Annotated in this window: 16 protein-coding genes; 6 read left to right on the top strand and 10 right to left on the bottom strand. The window is 64.9% G+C overall.

Annotated features, from left to right (window positions below; all coding sequences use genetic code 11):
• Positions 1–31 precede the first annotated feature (31 nt).
• From glcF to P6U30_RS32030, 4 genes are all read right to left on the bottom strand, one after another.
• On the bottom strand, positions 32–1,348 hold the full coding sequence (gene glcF, locus P6U30_RS32015) for a glycolate oxidase subunit GlcF (RefSeq protein ID WP_407166737.1): 1,317 nt from the start codon (positions 1,346–1,348) through the stop codon (positions 32–34).
• Positions 1,345–2,595, bottom strand: a complete 1,251-nt coding sequence (locus P6U30_RS32020; protein WP_407166738.1) for an FAD-binding protein — start codon at positions 2,593–2,595, stop codon at positions 1,345–1,347. Before P6U30_RS32020 ends, glcF begins: the two co-directional genes overlap by 4 nt.
• 33 nt (positions 2,596–2,628) lie before the next feature.
• Entirely contained in the window at positions 2,629–3,318 is a 690-nt protein-coding gene (locus tag P6U30_RS32025) for an ArsR/SmtB family transcription factor (protein ID WP_407166739.1), read from the bottom strand.
• Positions 3,319–3,396: 78 nt separating this feature from the next.
• The gene (locus tag P6U30_RS32030; protein ID WP_407166740.1) at positions 3,397–3,585 is read right to left on the bottom strand and encodes a hypothetical protein; all 189 of its coding nucleotides are present in this window, start codon (positions 3,583–3,585) and stop codon (positions 3,397–3,399) included.
• A gap of 58 nt (positions 3,586–3,643) precedes the next feature.
• Between P6U30_RS32030 and P6U30_RS32035 the strand changes: the two genes are divergently transcribed.
• Entirely contained in the window at positions 3,644–3,982 is a 339-nt protein-coding gene (locus P6U30_RS32035) for a putative quinol monooxygenase (protein WP_407148484.1), read from the top strand.
• Between the two features lie 46 nt (positions 3,983–4,028).
• Here P6U30_RS32035 and P6U30_RS32040 read toward each other — a convergent pair whose 3' ends face one another.
• The gene (locus tag P6U30_RS32040) at positions 4,029–5,174 is read right to left on the bottom strand and encodes an acyltransferase family protein (RefSeq protein ID WP_407166741.1); all 1,146 of its coding nucleotides are present in this window, start codon (positions 5,172–5,174) and stop codon (positions 4,029–4,031) included.
• A gap of 177 nt (positions 5,175–5,351) precedes the next feature.
• The gene (locus P6U30_RS32045; RefSeq protein ID WP_407148486.1) at positions 5,352–6,845 is read right to left on the bottom strand and encodes an FAD-linked oxidase C-terminal domain-containing protein; all 1,494 of its coding nucleotides are present in this window, start codon (positions 6,843–6,845) and stop codon (positions 5,352–5,354) included.
• Positions 6,846–7,078: 233 nt separating this feature from the next.
• Here P6U30_RS32045 and cycA point away from each other — a divergent pair, with 233 nt between their 5' ends.
• Positions 7,079–7,474: a cytochrome c-550 CycA gene (gene cycA, locus P6U30_RS32050; RefSeq protein ID WP_407166742.1), complete on the top strand. Its 396-nt coding sequence runs from the start codon at positions 7,079–7,081 to the stop codon at positions 7,472–7,474.
• 59 nt (positions 7,475–7,533) lie between these two features.
• On the opposite strand, the gene poxB is transcribed toward cycA, so the two are convergent.
• A complete protein-coding gene (gene poxB, locus P6U30_RS32055; RefSeq protein ID WP_407166743.1) occupies positions 7,534–9,270 on the bottom strand; it encodes a ubiquinone-dependent pyruvate dehydrogenase in 1,737 nt (578 codons plus the stop codon).
• Positions 9,271–9,388: 118 nt separating this feature from the next.
• Positions 9,389–10,354, bottom strand: a complete 966-nt coding sequence (locus P6U30_RS32060) for an alpha/beta fold hydrolase (protein WP_407166744.1) — start codon at positions 10,352–10,354, stop codon at positions 9,389–9,391.
• Between the two features lie 338 nt (positions 10,355–10,692).
• On the opposite strand from P6U30_RS32060, the gene P6U30_RS32065 reads away from it, so the two are divergent.
• Complete coding sequence (locus P6U30_RS32065) at positions 10,693–10,869, top strand: hypothetical protein (protein WP_172626676.1); 177 nt, start codon at positions 10,693–10,695, stop codon at positions 10,867–10,869.
• 75 nt (positions 10,870–10,944) lie between these two features.
• On the opposite strand, the gene P6U30_RS32070 is transcribed toward P6U30_RS32065, so the two are convergent.
• On the bottom strand, positions 10,945–11,541 hold the full coding sequence (locus P6U30_RS32070) for a tetratricopeptide repeat protein (protein ID WP_407166745.1): 597 nt from the start codon (positions 11,539–11,541) through the stop codon (positions 10,945–10,947).
• 165 nt (positions 11,542–11,706) lie between these two features.
• Positions 11,707–11,832: a type B 50S ribosomal protein L36 gene (gene ykgO / locus P6U30_RS32075; RefSeq protein WP_002718645.1), complete on the bottom strand. Its 126-nt coding sequence runs from the start codon at positions 11,830–11,832 to the stop codon at positions 11,707–11,709.
• 403 nt (positions 11,833–12,235) lie between these two features.
• Here ykgO and P6U30_RS32080 point away from each other — a divergent pair, with 403 nt between their 5' ends.
• The 3 genes from P6U30_RS32080 to P6U30_RS32090 are packed head-to-tail and all read left to right on the top strand — an operon-like array spanning position 12,236 to position 14,739.
• Positions 12,236–13,120 (top strand): amidohydrolase family protein, encoded by an 885-nt coding sequence (locus P6U30_RS32080; protein ID WP_407166746.1) that lies wholly within the window; start codon positions 12,236–12,238, stop codon positions 13,118–13,120.
• Between the two features lie 36 nt (positions 13,121–13,156).
• Positions 13,157–13,999, top strand: coding sequence for a dienelactone hydrolase family protein (locus P6U30_RS32085; RefSeq protein ID WP_407166747.1), 843 nt, complete (start codon positions 13,157–13,159; stop codon positions 13,997–13,999).
• Positions 13,996–14,739 carry a haloacid dehalogenase type II gene (locus P6U30_RS32090; protein WP_407166748.1) on the top strand — a complete coding sequence of 248 codons (744 nt, stop codon included), beginning with the start codon at positions 13,996–13,998 and terminating at the stop codon, positions 14,737–14,739. Before P6U30_RS32085 ends, P6U30_RS32090 begins: the two co-directional genes overlap by 4 nt.
• Positions 14,740–14,744 lie beyond the last annotated feature (5 nt).

The following is a 14,744-nucleotide window of genomic DNA, read 5'->3' on the forward strand; positions in this document are numbered from 1 at the left end:
CAGGTCCGGATCATGCTCGAGTGGCAGTCGATCAATTCAATCCTGGCCGGGGACCTCCTGTCGCCCAATCGAGAAGCTCAATCGTGTGCACCACAGGAACTGACGTACCGCCGGCAATCTGAACCATGCAGCCAATATTGCCCGCAGCGATCATGTCCGGTTTGACCATCGCAATATTGGCGACCTTGCGATCGCGCAATCTGATCGCAATGTCGGGCTGGAGAATGTTGTAGGTCCCCGCCGAACCGCAACACAAATGGCTCTCGGGCACATCTTTCACCACGAATCCATTCTTGGAAAGCAATTCTTTCGGAAGTTGAGTGATTTTCTGTCCATGCTGCAGCGAACAGGCTGAATGATAGGCGACGGTGACGTCGCCTTTTTGCGTCGAGGGCGTGAGCTCGATGCCGGCAAGATACTCGCTGATATCCTTTGCCAGCGCGGAGATTCGCGCGGCAGGACCCGCGAACGCGCGGTCTTCGCGCAGCAGATAGCCATAGTCCTTGATGACGGTGCCGCAGCCCGAGGTCGTGACCAGGATGGCGTCGAGCCCGCTCTGGTCCGCTTCCCTTTGCCACACCGTGATGTTGGCGCGCGCACGCGCCAGCGCGTCCTCGTCCTGCCCCATGTGATGGGTGAGCGCGCCGCAGCATTGCTCGTCCTTGACCAGCACCACCTCGATGCCGTGCCGGGTCAGCACGTTGATCGCGGCCTGGTTGATTCGCGGCGCCAGCACCTGCTGGGCGCAGCCCTGCAACAGCGCCACCCGGCCACGCCGCCGGCCGACCGGCGCGAACACGGTTCCCGCTGATGGTCCCGGCTGCGGCAGGCCGTGCGGCGCCAGCTCCAGCATTGCCTTGATTCGCCGCAGCAGGCCTGGAGACGACGCGCCGACCGCCGGCGTCGGCAACAGGGCGGTCAAGGGCCGGACGAGCCCGGCCAGGATCATGCTGACGCGGAATGCTCCCGGCCGCGGCAGCACGAAGGCCAGCACCGACCGCAACAGCCGCTCGGCGAGCGGTCGCCTATAGTCGCGCTCGATTCTGACGCGGGCCTGGTCGACGAGGTGCATGTAGTTCACCCCCGACGGGCAGGTGGTCATGCAGGCCAGACACGACAGGCAGCGGTCGATATGCTTGACCACATCCGACGTCGGCGGCTTGTCCTTCTCCAGCATCTCCTTGATCAGGTAGATGCGGCCGCGCGGGCTATCGAGCTCATCGCCAAGCAGCACATAGGTCGGGCAGGTCGCGGTGCAGAAGCCGCAATGCACACAGGCACGCAGGATCTTGTCGGCTTCCTTGATGTCGGGGTCGGCGAGTTGCGTCAGCGAGAATTCGGTCTTCATGCGGCGCCACCTCGCCTCATTCGGCCGCGGTTGAGGATGGATTTCGGATCAAAGCTTTTGCGCACCCGTTCACCGAGCGCGGCAAGCCCCACCGCCTGCGGCTGGAAGACATCGATGGTGCGACGCACCTCCTCGGGGGCGCGAATCAAAGTGGTGTGTCCGCCGGCGGCCTCGACCCGGCCGCGCACCAGCGCGGCCTGGGCGTCGGGCTTCGCATTTTCGCTGGGCGGCACCGCGAGCCAGATCAGCCCGCCGCCCCAATCGTAGATCACCTCGCCGCCGCTATCCTGCGCCAGCGCCTGGCCAAGCGCGCCACCCGAGGCGGGCGGACAAACGATGCGCCAGACCGGCCATACCCCGCGCGCGCCATTCGCCGCAAACGGGGCCACGTCGCGCAAGCCGGCCCAGATCGCAAGCGAGGCGTCGTCTGCGAGTTGCTCGACCGTTCCGTAGGGAGATAAGGCCTGGCTCAACGAGGTTGCCCGGTGCGCCGCCGACGCAGCGATACCCTCCAGGCGCACCAGCGTCGTCGCCTGCCCGGAGGCGCCGAGCGCTGCGAGCGGCCGCGTTCCGGCCTGGACCACCTGAGACGGCAGGTGCGCCGCGCCCGAAACGTCGAACGGTGACCCCAGCGCCGCCGTCATCGCCTTGTTGGCGGTGACGTCGTCGAGCCCGCGGAGCACCAGGGTGCGCTCGCTTTCCGGCTTCGGCATCACCTTCAGCGTCACCTCGGTCATCACCGCAAGGGTGCCCCAGGACCCGGTGAGCAGCTTGCAGAGGTCGTAGCCGGTGACGTTCTTCACCACCCGCCCGCCGGTCTTGAAGCTGTCCCCGAACCCGGACACGGCATGCGCGCCGAGCAGATGGTCCCGCGCGCCGCCGGCCTTGATGCGGCGCGGACCGGCCAGCCCGGCACCGATCATGCCGCCGATGGTGCCGGCCTCGGGCGTTCCGAGCAGCACCGACAGATCCATCGGCTCGAAGGCGAATTGCTGGTTCTTGGCGTCGATCAGCGATTGCACGTCGGCGAGCGGCGCGCCGGCCTGCACCGTGATGATCAGCTCGTTCGGTTCATAGGCGGTGACGGCGTTCAGCGCCGACAGATCGAGCACGGCATTGGTCGCCATCGGATGGCCGATGGCGCGCTTCGAGCCATGACCGATGATCTCGAGCGGCTGCTCGCTGGCGACAGCCGCGCGCACCGCGTCTTCGACGTCTTTGGCGTCTCTTACTTTGAGCGTATCCACGGCGTTAGCGGGTAGCCAAATTTGGCTCCGAAATCAAATGCGCGCTCCGAACAGCGTCCTGAACGCCGCAAGCCCGGTGGTGGTAATCTCGACCGACCGGCCCTGCGGCCGACGGCGGATCCAGTCCCGCTGGAACGCCAGCTCGGCGAGCGCGGCCCCTGCCCGTCCGGCGAGGTGCGGACGCCGCTCGCTCCAGTCGAGGCAGGGCCGGCACAGCACGCGCCGGCACCTGGGCTGCGACCGAAGGTCGATGCCGAGCCTGCCGAGAAAGGCCGTGCCCGCAGCGGTCAGTTCACCGGCCTCCCGGTCCAGCTCGAGATAGCCCCGTTCCAGCATCGCCTCGGTGACGGCGACGCCAAGCTCGCCGGCAAGGTGATCGTAGCAGGTCCGGGCGCGGCGCATCTGTGCGTCGATCCGAGGCTGCGGCCGGGACGGACCCGGATCGATCGCGGCGACCGTCATCATGCCCTCGAGCATCTGCGCGACCAGCGGGGTGGCGAGCCGGTAGAGCCGGCGCGGACCGCGCCGCTCGACCTTGAGCAGCGCGCGCTCGACCAGCCTCGCCAGATGCCAGCTCGCGGTTTGCGGCGTGACGCCGGCGACCCGCGCCAGCTCGCTCGCGGTCTGCGCGCGCCCATCCATCAGCCGGGTCAGGATGCCGGCCCGCCCGCGATCGGCGACCAATGCGGCGAGATCGGCAAGCTCCGGTGCAATGGTCTGCATGGCAGGCTCCTCCGCTTGGCAACCACGATGCTTATCGCACCGCTGCCTACCATAACGTTTCGATTGTGATCGAACTGTTCACGACATCGACAATTCGATCGTTGCCGAACTGAATACGCGCCCCGGTCGACTATCTCCAGCACTGCGGTTCGGCGCCGCAAGACAGTTGGAGACGATCATGAAGCGTTCGGAAATCGCAACCACCACGGCGAGGTTCTCCCGACGATCCGCCATCGGCGCGTTCGCGGCGACCATGGCGATCGCCAACATCTCGCCCTGGGCCGTTTCGCAAACTCGATCCGAGCAACCCAAAGGAGGAATGCAGATGAAGCACTATGCGATGAGCACCAGAACCATCAGCGATGCCATCAACACCGGCGGCCTGCTGGTCGTGGCGACGTGGGAAGCCAAACCCGGCGAAGCCGACAAGGTCGCCGCGATCCTCGACCAATTCCTGCCGGAGGCACAGCGCGAGGACGGCGTCAAGCTGTTCCTGATCTCGCGGGCCAAGGACGACCCGGCGCAATTCCTGTTCTACGAATTGTTCCGCGACGAAGCCGCCTTCAAGGCGCACCAGGACAGCGCGCATTTCAAGACCTACATCGCCGGGCAAGCACTGCCGCTGCTCGCCAAGCGCGAGCGGATGCAATACGAGCTGCTGTGACCGGGGCCGCCGCGGGGAGGATGTAAGTCCTTCCCGCGACTGCGGCTCAGAGTGATGCGCTGCTGTTGCCGAGCCTTGCTTGCAAGCTGGCCCGCTCTTGCGATCGGCGCCAGAAGCCGATGATCGACATCCGCGACAGCACCGCAGCCTCGAGCTGCTCGACCCGGCCTCGCAGCCCGAGCGCATGTTTCTCGACCAGATGCCAGGACGCGACGGCGACGCCGAAGGCAATCGGCAGGCTGATCGAAAGGTTCAGATACCAGTGCTGAACCGGCGCGCCGAACGTGGCGACGCATTGCTGGATGACGAAGCCATAGAGATAAAGCCCGTAGGAGTAATCGCCCGACGACACGATCCAGCTCCGCCGCGGGTTCATCAGGCCGAGATAGCACGCGACATAGGCGGCCGGTACGGGCGCCAGCGCGTCGCCGCGTCCGGTGGCCATGGCAGCGGCGCACAGCACCAGCGCCAGGAGGCAGGCGGTCCGATTGAACGGCACCCTGTCGCGCCAGAGATAGAAGCCGACGCCGGCGAGGAAGCAGAACACCAGAAGGTGCGGCCGAAGCTGGATCGGCACCTCGTCCCAGCGGTAGATGTCGTAACCGACCAGGCCGATCTGGGCGATCACCAGGAAGACAAGATACGCCACCCTGTTGAAGCAGATCGTGGTCACCGCGAGCAGCGCCAGGATGACGTAGCACCACAGCTCATACGGCACTGTCCAGAGCTGGGCGTTCACTAGGTCCGGCAGCGGATTGCGCAGGAATACGCCCGGCAACTCGTAATGGATGTCGCCGACGATATTGAGGAAATAGGCGTGGAATTTCGGATCGGCGACGTATTGCGCCAGCGGCAGCTCAGTGAAGAGCGAACCGATGATGACGGCCGATAGCGTCGTCTCGACCGCGAGCGCCGGGACGATCCGCAGCACGCGCTGGCCGAGGAAGGAGATCAGGCTCCCGCATCTCAGCAGGCTCGCGGTCACCAGGAAGCCGCTGAGGGCAAAGAACAGCGCCAGGATCATCGCGACGCCGATGCGCACCGTGCTCGAGATTTCCAGCGCCCGGCCAAGCCCAAGCGTCACGTTGAGGCTGTGCAGGCCGATGATCGACGCCGCCAGCGCAATCCGCATGTAGTCGAAACCTGCGGGCCGATTGCGCGAAAGAGCGAGCTGGTCAGCCAGGCTGAGCATGGGTTGCGTTTCCGGGGACACCTCTGTCATCCCGAAGCTATCGAGCAATCAGCTAAGGTCGTGTAAACGCTGGATGTTGTCGATCCGACTGCCGTGCGTGATCGACGCGATGCTTTTATCCGTGCCGGTTAGCGTTAGCAGCCGGCTAGCACAACCCATCGATTTGTATCGAACGTGCTAGAACCGCGGAATGTCCGGGAATGCCAGCTTGCCACCATGAACATGGACGCGGCCGAGCTCGGCGCAGCGATGCAAGGTGGGGAAGACCTTGCCGGGATTGAGCAGCCCCTCCGCGTCGAAGGCGCATTTCAGGCGTTGCTGCTGGTTGAGATCGATCTCGGAGAACATCTCGCCCATCAGATCGCGCTTCTCGATGCCGACGCCATGCTCGCCGGTGAGCACGCCGCCGAGCTCGACGCAACAGCGCAGGATGTCGGCGCCGAACGCTTCCGCCCGCTCGATCTCGCCGGCCTTGTTGGCGTCGTAGAGGATCAGCGGATGCAGATTGCCGTCACCGGCGTGAAACACGTTGGCGACGCCGAGCTGATACTTTTCCGAGAGCTCGCGGATCCGCGCCAGCGCCTTCGGCAGCGCGCCGCGCGGGATCGTACCGTCCATGCAGAGATAGTCCGGCGAGATGCGCCCGACCGCGGGGAACGCCGCCTTGCGGCCGGCCCAGAACAGATTGCGTTCGGCCTCGGAGGTCGAGATCTGGCAGGAGGTCGAGCCGCAGCCCTGGGCAATCGCCTCCACCCGCTTGATCAGTTCGTCGACCTCGATCGACGGACCGTCGAGCTCGATGATCAGGAGCGCCTCGACGTCGAGCGGGTAGCCGGCATGGACGAAGGCCTCCGCGGCGTGGATCGCCGGCTTGTCCATCATCTCCATGCCGCCCGGGATGATGCCGGCACCGATGATCCGCGCCACGCATTCGCCGGCCGCCTCGACCTCGGCGAAGCCGACCATCAGCGCACGCGCCGTCTCCGGCTTCTGCAGGATGCGCACCGTGATCTCGGTGATGACGCCGAGCAGCCCTTCCGAGCCTGTGATGATGCCCATCAGGTCGTAGCCGGAATTTTCCGCCGACTTGCCGCCGATGCGCAGGATCTCGCCGTTCATCAGCACGATCTCGCAGCCCAACACGTTGTTGGTGGTCATGCCGTATTTCAGGCAATGCACGCCGCCGGAATTCTCGGCGACATTGCCGCCGATCGAACAGGCGATCTGCGACGACGGATCTGGCGCGTAATAGAATCCGGCATGGGCGACTGCCTGGCTGATCGCGAGATTGGTAACGCCGGGCTCGGTGACGACCACGCGGTTGTCGAAATCGATTTCGCGGATGCGCTTGAACTTGCCCAAGCCCAGCAGCACGGCGTCAGCGAGCGGCAGCGCGCCGCCGGACAGCGACGTGCCGGAGCCGCGCGGCACCACCTTGATGCCCTGCGCGTGACAATATTTGAGGACGCGCGCGACCTGCTCGGTGGTATCGGGCAACACCACGACCATCGGCGGCTGCCGGTAGGCGGTCAGCCCGTCCGATTCGTAGACCAGCATTTCTGCAGCGTTGTCGATCACGCCCTCGCCCGGGACGATTGCGCGCAGCGCCGCCACGATTTCACCGCGGCGATCGAGGGTGGCCTGGTCGGCGGCCGGCATCATGATGGACATCGAGATTCCTCCGGGCATCGCCCTTTGCCGATTTGTTACGACAAATCAAGCATGTCTGCACCTGTTTCGAAGGCCCGGCCGAAGGTCGGATTGCCCTCCCCCGCAATCGCGAGTTCTCTCTGGGACAAGCGGACGGTCAGGAAACCTGTCAAAGTTTCGTGGCTTGTCCGACATCAGGCGGCCATGCCACAAACGATTCACTAGCCCCCCCGGGACGAAACGAAGAGCACCCCATGAAGATACTGACCTTGAGCGCGCTGGCGGTCGTCACATCGCTGGCTTTCGCATCCTCGGCGCTCGCGCAGGATGCCGCTGCTGGCAAGACCTCGTTCAATAAATGCCTGGCCTGCCACGCGATCGGCGAAGGCGCCAAGAACAAGGTCGGCCCCGAGCTCAACGGCCTGGACGGCCGCCATTCCGGCTCCGCGCCGGACTACAACTATTCGGACGCCAACAAGAATTCCGGCATCACCTGGAACAAGGAGCAGTTCCTCGAATACATCAAGGACCCGAAGGCCAAGATCCCCGGCACCAAGATGGCCTTCGCCGGCATCAAGAACGAGACCGAGGCGAACAACCTCTGGGCCTACATTTCGTCGTTCGACAAGGACGGCAAGCAGAAGAAATAATCGTCGCCATCGGTCGCGGTCCGCCCTGAGCAGTGCCAGGGCGGACGTCACCGCATCAATCAGCGCGGCAGCAGATTGGTCTTGGCGAGATCGACCACCTCGTCGCCGCGGCCGCTCATCACCGCGCGCAGAACCCACAGGCTGAAGCCCTTGACCTGCTCCAGCGTGATGGTCGGCGGCATCGACAATTCCTGCGTCGCGGTCACGACATCGAGCACTGCCGGACCATCGTGCGCCAGCATGTCGCGGATCGCCCCTTCGAGCTCGCCGGGATCCTGCACCCTGACACCGTGAATCCCCATGGCGCGGGCCATCGCCGCAAAATCCGGATTCTGCAAATCGACGCCGGTCTCGATGAAGCCGGCGGCCTTCATCTCCAGCGCCACGAAGCCGAGCACACTGTTGTTGAAGATCACGACTTTCACCGGCAGCTTCATCTGCGTCAGCGTGATGAGGTCGCCCATCAGCATCGCGAAGCCCCCATCGCCGGACATCGACACCACCTGCCGGCCGGGTTGCGCCGCCTGCGCGCCGATCGCCTGCGCCATCGCATTGGCCATCGAGCCATGCACCCAGGAGCCGATCAGGCGCCGGCGCCCGTTCATCTTGAGGTACCGCGCGGCCCAGATCGTCGGCGTGCCGACATCGGCGGTGAACACCGCGTCCTCGGCGGCCTGCTCACTGAGCAGGCGCGCGAGATACTGCGGGTGGATCGGGCTCGAGCCCGGCTTGCCACGAGCGAGATCGTCGAGCCCGGCGCGCGCGTCCTTGTAGTGCGCAAGGCAGGCGTCGAGATGCTTGCGGTCGGTCTTCACGTTGAGCTTCGGCAACAGCGCGGCGATGGTCTCGCCGACATCGCCGACGATGCCGAGATCGAGCTTGCAGCGACGGCCGAGGTTTTCGGGGCGGATATCGACCTGCGCGATGTTGATGCCGGTCGGGAAGAACTGCTTGTAGGGAAAATCGGTTCCCAGCATCAGCAGCACGTCGCAGGCATGCATGGCGGCATAGCCGGAGGAGAAGCCGATGAAGCCGGTCATGCCGACATCATAGGGATTGTCGTATTCGACGTGATCCTTGCCGCCGAGCGCATGGACGATCGGGCTCTTGAGCGTCTCCGCGAGCTTCAGCAGGCCGTCACGCGAGCCGGCGCAGCCGCGTCCGCAGAACAGCGTGACGCGCCGAGCACCGTTGAGCAGATCGGCCAGCGCCTTCAGCTCGGTGTCTGCGGGCCGCACGATCGGCGCCGACGGCAGCAGCCCGGCATTGGGCGAGACGTCGCGCTTCGGCGCGGAGCGCAACGCAACGTCGCCCGGCAACACCAGCACGGCGACGCCACGCTTGCCGACCGCGGCGCGGATCGCGTTTTCCAGCATGTAGGGAAGTTGCGCAGGATCGGACACCAATTCGCAATAGTGACTGCACTCGCGGAATAGATCCTGCGGATGGGTTTCCTGGAAATAGCCGCCGCCGATCTCGGCGGAGGGAATCTGCGCCGCCAGCGCCAGCACCGGCGTGCGGCTACGATGCGCGTCGAACAGGCCGTTGATCAAATGCAGATTGCCCGGGCCGCATGATCCGGCGCAGACCGCGAGCGTGCCGGTGATCTGGGCCTCAGCCGCGGCCGCGAAAGCGGCCACTTCCTCATGCCGCACATGCAGCCACTCGACCGAGCCGCGCCTGCGCAGCGCCTCGGTCAGACCATTGAGGCTGTCGCCGACGATGCCGTAAACGCGCTTCACGCCGGCCTGGGCGAGTGTTTCGGCGATGAGGTCGGCGACGTTGTCGATCCGCATGAGACGTGTCCTTTGATGAGATCCGAAACCGCGCAAGCAACATGATGTTCGGCGCCATGCGGACGTGCAAGCCTTGCCGGATCACATTCGCGCGGTGCGAAGGCGCGGCCGGCAGCGGCTATTGTGCCGCCACCGCATGCCGCACCATCCGGCCGGCGATTGCTTCGATCTCGGACGCGACGAGATCGGGCGCTGCATGCTGCACCATGTGGCCGATGCCGGGCAGCACGATCAGCCTCGCGTCGGCTACCGTCGCGGCGAGCGGGCGCGAGTGGATGTGCGTCCAGACCGTCTTGTCGGCATCGCCGGCGATGATGGTGAGTGGCGCAGTGATCTCCGCGTAGCGCGGCGCTTGCGCGACGACGGCCGCCTTCAGCGTCACGAGGTCCCACGCATTGGCGATGAATTCGCTCGGACGCAGCAACAACGGCGTCGCGCTGTCGCGGATGAAATGATCGGGCATGGCCTGCGGCGCGAACACCCCGCGCGCGCTGGCTTCGGTCACCAGCCAACCGAGCGGCATCGTGATCGTATGCGCGAGCAGCGGTCCGATCAGCGGCGTCGAGATCATTTTGTTGTAGCGCCCGACGCCGCCGCGCCAGGGATAGGCGACGGGGGCCAGCAGCACGAGACCCGCGATCCGGTCCGGGTCATCCAGCGCGATGCGCAGGCCGAGCGCGCCGGCCCAGGAATGCGCCACGATGATCGCCCGATCGACGCCCAGCTTCGCCAGCGCGTCCATGATCATCGGGCCCTGGATCGCGGGCGTCGAATCCGCGACGCGCTCGCGCGTGCTCCAGCCGTGGCCCGGCCGGTCGATCACGATCACCCGGCGGGTCCTGGCAAGCCTGTCGCCCAGCGGATGCTGCATCACGCAAAGGTTGGAGCTTGCGCCGTGCAGCATCACGACCGGCGGTCCAGGTGCATCACGCGGACCGAGCTCGACGACATGCAGCGCTGCGCCGGCAACCTCGATGATGCGGCCCCGCGGCGGAAAGGCGCGCTGGATCAGCAGCCGACCAGCCTCCGTCGCCAGCGCTAGGGCGAGCCCAGCCACCGCCAGCGCGACGACCACAGTCAACATTGAGATGATCCGGATGACCCGGCGCAGGGCGGATTTGTGGCGAGGCCGAGACCTCGTAGCGCGCAGCGACGGGTTCTAGTTTGGTCCGCACATGATCTTGTTCGGAAAGCCAATTGTCACTTTCTCATGACCTTGCCGCGCATGGTTTTCCACAACGCGCCCAGCCTGTGGATAGCGGGTTCATACCAGCGTCATTAGCAATTTCATAGATTGATGGTGGCAATTTCGCCATCAGACGCGAGGCTTCATCGAAAGCGGATGCTTCCTGGCTTGTGCACGACATTCACAGGAACTGGCGTCCACACAACAAGTTCAACGGGAATAATCGGAGGAGTACCATGATTTCCGACCCTAGCGATGCGGCCATCGACCAGATCGTGGCAAGCTGCAATGGCGACCTGCGCGGAGCCTTGAAGGCGTTACTGCTCGTCAATGAGCACCTGGAAGCTGAGCTGCAGCAATTCTATGCTGCCGCAGCCCAGGACAGCGCGCCCCGCGGCAAGTTCCTGCACTAGCGCCTCTGGGCGCGTCACGGTGCTCGCGAACCTGGTCGGGATCAGCGGACGACAAAGGTCGTCAATCGCGCGCCGTCAAATATCGCGGCCTTCGACCTTCTCGGAGAGCTGCTTGACCGCCTCCGGTATCTTCTCGAGATAGGGGTCGACCGCCAGCGCCTTGCGGAAGGCGTCGAGCGCACGCTTGTCGTCGCCGATATCCTGCATGATGGTGCCGAGACCGACCAGCGCGCCGAAATGGCGGGGCTCGCGGACCAGCACTTGCTGGAAGTCTTCCAGCGAACGGACGTAGTCGCTCTTCAGGTAATAGAGTGTCGCGCGCCGATTCCAGGCCTCGACGTAATCCGGCCTGATCTTGATGACGGCATCCAGAAGCTTCATCGCGACATCGATGTTCTGGGCATCGATCGCCGCCTTGGCCCGCACCATCAGCAGCGCGGCGGTGTCGCTCGGGGTTTGCAGCCACAGCGCCCAGATCCGCGCCTCGACGTGGCGGGCGCTGTCTTCATCGGGCGCGGCCTTCAACGCGCCGAACAGGAAATCCAACCCACGTGCGCGGTCGGCCGGCACTTTCGGCAGCTTGCTCGGGGCTTCGGGCAATTTCTTCTGGGCCTTGGGCGGCGGAATGACCCGGGGATCACCCTGCGCCGAGGCCGCGACGGGCACCGCCATCAGCGCTGCGAGCAGAAGCGCCAGCCGGCCATGATTGGACCCAAGAAGTCTTGATCGCATAGATCAAATGTAGACGCGCAAAACCGCGCCGCAAAGCAGCGCGGTGTCAAACAGCTGTGAAAGAGTCGGGTTCCGGGGTCGGGAACAGCCAGCCGCCGGCCGTAATTAACCCTGGCGTGCCTTGAAGCGGCGCTGGACCTTGTTGATCACGTAGACGCGACCCTTGCGGCGAACCAGGCGGTTGTTGCGGTGACGGCCGCGCAGCGACTTCAGCGAGTTACGGACCTTCATGGGACAATCCTGTTACTTCGAAAGGCCCGTGTTGGAGGCCGTACCTGATCAATGCCATAGACTGGCAAAATGGGATTTTTCCCGCAGAGCGGCCTTGCCGCCCGGGACGAGGCGGTTTCTAAGCCATCGGACCGCCGAATGTCAACCAAGCCGCGCCCCGATTTTCAACCGGTCCATCCGGCCGAGACGGGCTCCGGGCATTGAAATCGCTCATGAAACGGGCGGCCGCGAGGCCAACTCACCCTGCGTCTTCGCGCTGCCACGACCCGCTGCGACGTCGCGGCGGCGTCCGGAACGCCACGAATCGAGCGGACCTCGCCGGACATGGCGGGCCGCTTGCGAAAATTATTATGTTGTATAATCATTTTTTGAACCCAACAATGAAGGCCGCCGAGGAAGCCAGATGCCCAAGCTCAAACTGCCCGACATCGAGAAGGTCGTCGCAATCGACATCCACACCCATGCCGAGGAGCCGTGCGGCCTGCATGGCGACGACGGTTACGATGATTTCCAGGCGCAGATGGCTGACTATTTCAAGTCACCGCACAAGCATCCGCCGACGGTGCCGGAGACGGCGGCCTATTACCGCGCCAAGAACATTGCCGCGGTGATCTTCCCGGTCGACGCCGAGCGCGAGACCGGCTTTCGCCGCTACAACAATTACGAGATGCTGGAGGTCGCCTCCGATCATCTCGACGTCCTGATCCCGTTCGTCTCGATCGACCCGCACAAGGGCAAGCTCGGCGTGCGCGAGGCGCGGAAGCTGATCGAGGACTACGGCGTCCGCGGCTTCAAATTCCATCCGACCATGCAGGGCTTCTATGCCAACGATCGGCTGGCCTATCCGCTCTATGAAGCGATCAACGACGGCGGCGCGATCGCGCTATTCCACACCGGCCAGACCGGCGTCGGCAGCGGCATGCCGGGCGGCATGGGGATGCGGCTGAAATATTCCAACCCGATGTACATGGACGACGTCGCGGCGGACTTTCCCGACCTCAAGATCATCCTCGCGCACCCGTCCTTCCCCTGGCAGGAAGAGGCGCTGTCGGTCGCGACCCACAAGCCGAACGTCTATATCGACCTCTCCGGCTGGTCGCCGAAATATTTCCCGCCGATCCTGGTGCGCTACATCAACTCGATCCTGCAGGACAAGATGCTGTTCGGCTCCGACTGGCCGGTGATCACGCCGGACCGCTGGCTCGCCGATTTCGCCAAGCTCGACATCCGCGAGGAGATCCGGCCGAAAGTGTTGAAGTCTAACGCGCGGAAGATTTTGGGCGTCTGAAGGAGTAGTATCGGCGGCAAGCTTCCGAGGTGGTTCATGATGAACTCCGCCGGACCTGCCGCACTCCTCGCCGCGCTCCTGATCGGAAGCGCGGGGCCGGCCCGCGCCGCGGATACTGAGCAGCCGCCCGCCTTCGTCGAATTCGAGAGCCCGCTTGCGAGCGCGCAACCGCTGCAAGGCTACCTGCGATTGCCCGACGGGCCGGGCCCTGCGCCCGCCGTGGTGCTGCTGCACGGCTGCGCCGGCTACTTCAAGCAGCTCGACGAGCGCTGGGGGAAGCGGCTGGCGGCGTGGGGCTATGTCACGCTCACGGTCGACCGGTTCGGACCGCGTGGGATCACCAGCACCTGCGCCAGCGGCGTGCCGCCCGCAACCGTGCACGACGCCTATCGCGCATTGCATTTCCTCACGCGGCATCCGGCGGTCGATCCTGCCCGCGTCGCGGTGGTGGGCTTCTCGCAAGGCGCCTGGCTTGCGCTGTTTTCCGTCGAGCGCGGCGCGATCGAGCGCAACGCAAGCGAGAAATTCCGCGCCGCCGTCGCCTTCTATCCGCCCTGCCTGGGCATCCAGGGCAACATGACGGTGCCGACCCTGATCCTGATCGGCGAACTCGACGACTGGACGCCGGCCAGCGAATGCCGGAATCTCGCCGACGGCCGCGACGATTGGGGGATCTCGCGCGAGAAGGGCAAGGGCGACCGGATCGAATTGATCGTCTATCCTGGCGCCTATCACGATTTCGACGTGCCGCACTACAGCACGCCGGCGCGGCTGTTCGGTCATCACCTCGAATTCAACGCGGTAGCGCGGGATCAATCCGTCGACGCGCTGAGGAAATTCCTGTATGCGACGATCGGCGGGCAAGAGAGATCACAATGACCATCAAAGCCGTTGTCTTCGACGCCTATGGCACGCTCTACGATGTCCAGTCGGTGGCCGACGTCACCGAGGACGCCTTTCCGGGCTATGGCGACATCATCACCCAGGTCTGGCGCATCAAGCAGCTCGAATACTCCTGGCTGCGCACGCTGATGCAGCGCTATCAGGATTTCTCCGTCGCCACGCGTGACTCGCTTGCCTACACGCTGCGCTGCCTCGGCCTGCAACATGACGAAGCGATCTTCGCCCGCATCATCGACAAGTACCGCCACCTCGCGCTCTATCCGGACGCTGTTCCGGCGCTGGAGGCGATGAAAGACAGGAAGCTCGCGATCCTCTCCAACGGCAGCCCCGACATGCTGAACGCGCTGGTGCGCAATTCAGGGCTCGACCGCCTGCTCGATGCGACCGTCAGCGTCGATGCCCACAAGGTGTTCAAGCCGGCGCCCGAGGCCTACACGCTGATCGAGGAGGTTTTGAAGGTGCCGCCTGCGGAGGTGCTGTTCATCTCCTCCAATCCGTGGGACGCCTGCGGCGCCAAGGCGTTCGGCCTCAATGTCGCATGGATCGAGCGGGTGACGCCCGAAGCCATGGCGCTCGCCTGCGTCGAGAGCGAGACCGTCGCCCCATTGACGATGTTCAAGGCGCTGCGTACCCAGATGGACGAACTCGGCGTCGTGCCCGATCACCGGATCCACGGTCTGTCCGAGCTTCCCGCACTGGTGTCTGCAAGGTCCTGAACATT

The sequence above is a fragment of the Bradyrhizobium sp. ORS 111 genome (assembly GCF_045571485.1).
Classification (GTDB): Bacteria; Pseudomonadota; Alphaproteobacteria; order Rhizobiales; family Xanthobacteraceae; genus Bradyrhizobium.

Excerpts from the sequence above, each read along its gene's own strand:
- cycA (WP_407166742.1), top strand. The coding sequence starts at position 7,079 with ATGAAGATACTGACCTTGAGCGCGCTGGCGGTCGTCACATCGCTGGCT.
- P6U30_RS32065 (WP_172626676.1), top strand. The coding sequence starts at position 10,693 with ATGATTTCCGACCCTAGCGATGCGGCCATCGACCAGATCGTGGCAAGC.
- P6U30_RS32080 (WP_407166746.1), top strand. The coding sequence starts at position 12,236 with ATGCCCAAGCTCAAACTGCCCGACATCGAGAAGGTCGTCGCAATCGAC.
- glcF (WP_407166737.1), bottom strand. The coding sequence starts at position 1,348 with ATGAAGACCGAATTCTCGCTGACGCAACTCGCCGACCCCGACATCAAG.
- P6U30_RS32070 (WP_407166745.1), bottom strand. The coding sequence starts at position 11,541 with ATGGCGGTGCCCGTCGCGGCCTCGGCGCAGGGTGATCCCCGGGTCATT.
- ykgO (WP_002718645.1), bottom strand. The coding sequence starts at position 11,832 with ATGAAGGTCCGTAACTCGCTGAAGTCGCTGCGCGGCCGTCACCGCAAC.
- P6U30_RS32060 (WP_407166744.1), bottom strand. The coding sequence starts at position 10,354 with ATGTTGACTGTGGTCGTCGCGCTGGCGGTGGCTGGGCTCGCCCTAGCG.
- P6U30_RS32085 (WP_407166747.1), top strand. The coding sequence starts at position 13,157 with ATGATGAACTCCGCCGGACCTGCCGCACTCCTCGCCGCGCTCCTGATC.
- poxB (WP_407166743.1), bottom strand. The coding sequence starts at position 9,270 with ATGCGGATCGACAACGTCGCCGACCTCATCGCCGAAACACTCGCCCAG.
- P6U30_RS32040 (WP_407166741.1), bottom strand. The coding sequence starts at position 5,174 with ATGCTCAGCCTGGCTGACCAGCTCGCTCTTTCGCGCAATCGGCCCGCA.
- P6U30_RS32090 (WP_407166748.1), top strand. The coding sequence starts at position 13,996 with ATGACCATCAAAGCCGTTGTCTTCGACGCCTATGGCACGCTCTACGAT.
- P6U30_RS32045 (WP_407148486.1), bottom strand. The coding sequence starts at position 6,845 with ATGTCCATCATGATGCCGGCCGCCGACCAGGCCACCCTCGATCGCCGC.
- P6U30_RS32025 (WP_407166739.1), bottom strand. The coding sequence starts at position 3,318 with ATGCAGACCATTGCACCGGAGCTTGCCGATCTCGCCGCATTGGTCGCC.
- P6U30_RS32035 (WP_407148484.1), top strand. The coding sequence starts at position 3,644 with ATGAAGCACTATGCGATGAGCACCAGAACCATCAGCGATGCCATCAAC.